Consider the following 4303-nt stretch of genomic DNA (forward strand, 5'->3'; position numbering starts at 1 on the left):
TGAACCGCCCCGGATTTTGAGGAGGCCGATTGGTTTAAGTTGACACCTCTTCCAAGGTGTTGCTGGCGGCGAGTTGCCTCCAGTAGTGTGCCTCAGCTTCTGCCGGAGGAATACCCCCAATCGGCGTGAGCACTCGGACGTGGTTGAACCAATGCACCCATTGCAGGGTGGCCAGTTCCACGGATTCCCTGGTCTTCCAGGGGCCCCGGCGGTGAATCAGCTCGGCCTTGTACAGCCCGTTGACGGTCTCGGCCAGCGCGTTGTCGTAGCTGTCGCCACGGCTGCCTACGGACGGCTGGATGCCCGCCTGGTCCAGACGCTCGGTGTAGCGGATGCTGACGTACTGACTGCCCCTGTCGCTGTGGTGCGTCAAGGCATGGGCCGCCGGCTGGCGTTCGTACAAGGCTTGCTCCAGCGCATCGAGCACAAAATCCGTGTGCATGCTGCGGCTGACCCGCCAGCCCACGATGCGCCGGGCGTACACGTCAATGACAAAGGCGACATACAGCCAGCCCTGCCAGGTCGAAACGTACGTGAAATCCGACACCCACAACTCGTTGGGGCGGCTGGCCTTGAACTGGCGTTTGACGTGGTCCAGCGGACACGGTGCTGACGTATCCGGCATCGTCGTGCGCACCGTCTTGCCACGGCGCACTCCTTGCAATCCCATCTCGCGCATCAGTCGCTCGACAGTACAGCGCGCCACCCGGATGCCTTCGCGATTGAGCTGCAGCCAGACCTTGTCGGCGCCATAGACCTGCCAGTTGGCATGCCACACGCGCTGGACATCTGCCTTCAAATGGTCGTCACGCTGCGCACGCGCACTGCGCAGTTGCGGGTTGCGCTGGCGAGCAGCATGGCGCCAGTAGCACGAAGGGGCCATCTGCAGCACCCGGCAGATGGGCTCGACCCCGTAATCATCGCGATGGCGATCGATGTAGGCCTTCACGACTTGAGCCGGCGGTCGAGCTCCGCCTGGGCAAAAAACGCGCTGGCCGTCTTCAGGATGTCATTGGCCCGGCGCAGTTCCTTGACCTCGCGTTCCAGCTCCTTGATCCGCTGCGCATCTGCTGTGGTGGTGCCGGCACGCAGGCCAGCGTCGATCTCGGCTTTCTTGACCCATTCAAGCAAGGTATAGGGTACGCAGCCGATCTTGGGGGCAATCGACTCGACCGCCGCCCACAGTGAAGCGTAGTCGGCTCGGTGCTCCTGCACCATGCGAACGGCGCGCTGGCGAACTTCCGGGGAAAACTTGTTGGACTTGTTCATGGCTCCATCTTCTCAAGAGTTGAGCTCTCCTCAAAATCCGGGGCGGTTCAAAAAAGCCACCGCTGAGGTGGCTATCTTCTGCCAGCCGAGGTGCATTTTCCAGCACTTCGACCGTAGTTAGGTAAGACGTTGGGTAGGAACTAAAACCATGCCTAAAACCCACTATCTATTGGACATCTGGCGGAAGCGGTGAGATTCGAACTCACGGACCCTTGCAGGTCGGCGGTTTTCAAGTTTTACGGAGGCTACTTTTAACTAGCTTTCCGCTGCTTTGTTTAGCCCGTCGCGCCTTTGCAAAACAACGACTTATCGTCGTTGTGTGTTTTGTGTAGCTTGTCGTAACTTAGCCTAGATTGCTAAACATACGCTAAAACAGCGTCTAGGAGAAGGGGAATGGCGAAGCTGACGAAGACATTTATCGACAAGGTTCAAGCGCCCGCCGAGGGCTATCAGATTCACTGGGACGAAGAAGTTAAGGGGTACGGGCTGCGCGTCACCGCTGCGGGAAAACGGGTGTTTGTCGCTCAAGGCCGAGTGCTGGGCAAAGCCGTCTGCTTCACGATTGGCCCCTATGGGGAGTGGACTGAGCACGAGGCACGTGGCAAGGCTCGGAAGGTGCTGCAAGGTATGCGCGAGGGCATCGACCCGCGCGACGTGAAGAAGGCCGACGAGGCAGCCAAGGTGACGCTGCGGAAGGTCGCTGACGCTTACATGGCGCGTCCGGGCAAGCTGAAGGACAGCAGCAAGAGCGAGATTGAGCGACATGTGACCACAACCTTCAAGGCGTGGGAGCACAAGCCCATCGCCGGTATCACTGAGGACGACTGCCGCAAGCGCTACCGTGAAGTTCTGACGAAGGGGCTGCGCGGCGACCGCGACGGCGGCTCACCGGGTCAAGCCAACCAGGCGTTCAGCGTCCTTCGCGCCCTCATCAACTACGCCAGTCGCCAGTACAAGAAGCACGACGGGACGCCGCTGGTGCTGCACAACCCGGTCGCGGCGCTGAAAGATGATTGGGTCGAACTGAAACCGCGCACCAGCCGCATCCCTGACAACAAAGTCGGCGCGGTGTGGCACATGCTCACAGAGGCACGCGCCAACGCCTACAACCGTGATACGTGGTCAAGCATCGACCTTGTGATGTTCCTACTGCTGACCGGCGCTCGCATAGGCGAAGCGTCCGCGCTGACGTGGGATAGGGTCAACATCGACGACAACGACCCGGCGAACTGCTGGTGGCACATCCCTGATCCGAAGAACCGGAACCCGGTGTGGCTACCCCTATCGTCGCAAGCTGTCGAACTGCTCAAGACGCGCCAGCGCATCGAGGACAACCAGCACGTCTTTCCATCATGGGGCGACACTGGGCACATCAAAGACCCGCGCGACACCATGAAGAAGGTCAGCGAGGTAGCGGGCACCAAGATCACACCGCACGACCTGCGCCGCACGATGACCACAATCGGCATCGCCATTTGCGGGATCGACTTCTATAAGGTGGAACTGCTCACGAACCATATCCCGAACGGCAACGTGACCGCGCGGCACTACCTCGAAACGTCACGCCTGCAATATCTCCAGCCCGAAGCGCAGCGCATCGCGGACTGGATAGAGAAGCAATCGGAGATTGCCAAGGCTGTTGCGTCGAGTGAGAACGTGGTGGCGCTGCGTGCTTGATTTACCGGCTTGCCCGGAAATATCAAAGCAATGCATCTCGTTGCAAAGGCTACACAAGTGGAGTTCCCCCCATTTGACGGACACTTTCACTGAGAAGAAAGGAGCCCCCATGGGAAAAACCAAGCCCCCGTACCCCGAGGCATTCAAACAGCAGATCGTCGAGCTGTTTCATTCCGGTCGCAGCCAATCCGAGCTGGCACGTGAGTTCGATGTGTCAGCGGTGAGCATTGCCAACTGGGTTGCACGCGCTGCAGCCGATGCTGGCAAGCCGTTATCCGGCAAGGATGTGTTGACAACGTCCGAGCGCGAGGAACTCGTCCGCTTGCGCCGGGAGGTCAAGCGTCTTCAAACGGAGCGCGACATCCTGGCAAAGGCTACGGCCTGGTTTGCCGGACAAAGCGAGAAGACGTCCACGCCGTCTACGCGCTGATGCAGGCGAACCAGGCCGATCTCCCAATACGCACCATGGCCCGGGTGTTGGGTGTGTCCAGCAGTGGTTACCACGACTGGCTAAATCGCCGACCCAGTGCACGCGATCAGGCCAATGCCGAGCTGCTGCTGCGCATCAAAGCCATCCATCAGATGAGCGATACCACCTACGGCGTGCCGCGCATGGTCGCGCAACTGGCGCGCGATGGGGTGATCGTCAACAAGAAGCGCGTCGAACGCCTGATGCGTCAGGCGAGTCTGAAGGGTGTCAGCCGCCGGCGCGGCTGGTGCGTGACAACGCGCCGTGATCGAGAGGCTGGGCTGGCCAGCGATCTGGTCAATCGCCGCTTTGCGGCGGATGCTCCTAACCAACTTTGGGTGGCAGACATGACCTACCTGCCTACCTGGAGCGGGTTTGCCTATCTGGCGGTAGTCATCGACGTATACAGCCGCAAAGTAGTGGGTTGGGCCTTTGGCACGCGCATGACGGCCGATCTGGTGGTGCAGGCGTTGGAGATGGCCGCCTTCACGCGCAAGCCCCAGGGCGTCATCCACCACTCCGATCAGGGCAGCCAATACACCAGCACGGTGTTTGGCAAGCGTTGCGAGGAAATGGGCGTGCGCCCAAGCATGGGATCGGTGGGGGATGCTTACGACAACGCCATGGCCGAGAGTTTCTTTGCCAGCCTGGAATGCGAACTGGTCAACCGAAGAAGCTGGAAAAGCCAGACCGAGGCCAGGCATGCCGTGTTTACCTGGATAGAGGGCTGGTACAACCCACATCGGTTGCACAGCGCACTGGGCTACCTTGCTCCCAACGAATTCGAGCAAATCAATGCACAATCCGGGCAGTCCCCGGTAGAAAATACCACCGTTACCGCGCTGAATTCTTCAGCGCTCAACCGTCCGTGAGATAGGGGGAACTCCA

Annotated in this window: 3 protein-coding genes, 1 tRNA gene and 1 other annotated feature; of the genes, 2 read left to right on the top strand and 2 right to left on the bottom strand. The window is 60.1% G+C overall.

Annotation, left to right across the window (positions count from 1 at the left end):
• Positions 1-34 precede the first annotated feature (34 nt).
• Together V1261_RS11970 and V1261_RS11975 are read right to left on the bottom strand one after the other, a co-directional pair.
• Positions 35-1269 (bottom strand): IS3 family transposase gene (locus V1261_RS11970; RefSeq protein ID WP_329771434.1). Its coding sequence is split into 2 segments (ribosomal slippage): positions 35-987 and positions 987-1269, totalling 1236 coding nucleotides; the frame shifts between segments, so codons are not numbered across the junction.
• Positions 875-991 (bottom strand) — a sequence feature (AL1L pseudoknot). (Overlaps the previous gene by 117 nt.)
• 178 nt (positions 1270-1447) lie before the next feature.
• A tRNA-OTHER gene (locus V1261_RS11975) sits at positions 1448-1534 on the bottom strand.
• A 128-nt stretch (positions 1535-1662) separates the two neighbouring features.
• Here V1261_RS11975 and V1261_RS11980 point away from each other — a divergent pair.
• Both V1261_RS11980 and V1261_RS11985 read left to right on the top strand, forming a co-directional pair.
• Positions 1663-2946, top strand: a complete 1284-nt coding sequence (locus V1261_RS11980) for a tyrosine-type recombinase/integrase (RefSeq protein ID WP_329772039.1) — start codon at positions 1663-1665, stop codon at positions 2944-2946.
• A 109-nt stretch (positions 2947-3055) separates the two neighbouring features.
• A protein-coding gene (locus V1261_RS11985; protein WP_405197982.1) for an IS3 family transposase occupies positions 3056-4287 on the top strand; the annotation gives its coding sequence in 2 pieces (ribosomal slippage) (positions 3056-3323 and positions 3323-4287; 1233 coding nt in all).
• The last annotated feature ends 16 nt before the right edge of the window (positions 4288-4303 follow it).

The organism is Brachymonas sp. J145 (assembly GCF_036312245.1).
GTDB classification, from domain to species: domain Bacteria; phylum Pseudomonadota; class Gammaproteobacteria; order Burkholderiales; family Burkholderiaceae_C; genus Brachymonas; species Brachymonas wangyanguii.